At 43.0% G+C, this 386-nt stretch carries 1 protein-coding gene; it reads right to left on the reverse strand.

From position 1 onward, the window contains the following. Positions 1-370 (reverse strand): UPF0236 family transposase-like protein (locus GW534_RS16055; protein ID WP_312854695.1); only part of this gene is annotated, 370 nt, incomplete at its 3' end. Positions 371-386: the final 16 nt, after the last annotated feature.

Genomic DNA, 386 nt, shown 5'->3' on the forward strand with positions numbered 1-386 from the left:
CCTCTAGCGTTCCGACTGCACTGTTAAGCTCTGTAAGCAATTTCTCATAATCATATGATGCAAGCGCCTTACGAATTGGACGATAACGTGGGTGATGACGGAACAAACTTCGAATCTCCCGTGCCACATGGAAACGATCAAGCGAAAAGAATGCACGATCTTTGAAATAGTCACGACAAGTTGTAATCCAATTTGCACCATCTCCATTTATTACCAACTTATGAATGGTTGGATCATACTCAAAGTTTTCGATGAGAAAGTCCTCAAACGCCTCCCAAAATGGCTGGTTCCCTTCATGTACGAAATGGCGTTTATTCTTCAGTCTTACTCGTTTCCCATTGACTTCCCAGCCTTGATGAACTGCGGCTATTTTCTCTTCTTTTCCC

Source organism: Pallidibacillus pasinlerensis, from assembly GCF_009996845.1.
GTDB lineage: Bacteria > Bacillota > Bacilli > Bacillales > Caldibacillaceae > Pallidibacillus > Pallidibacillus pasinlerensis.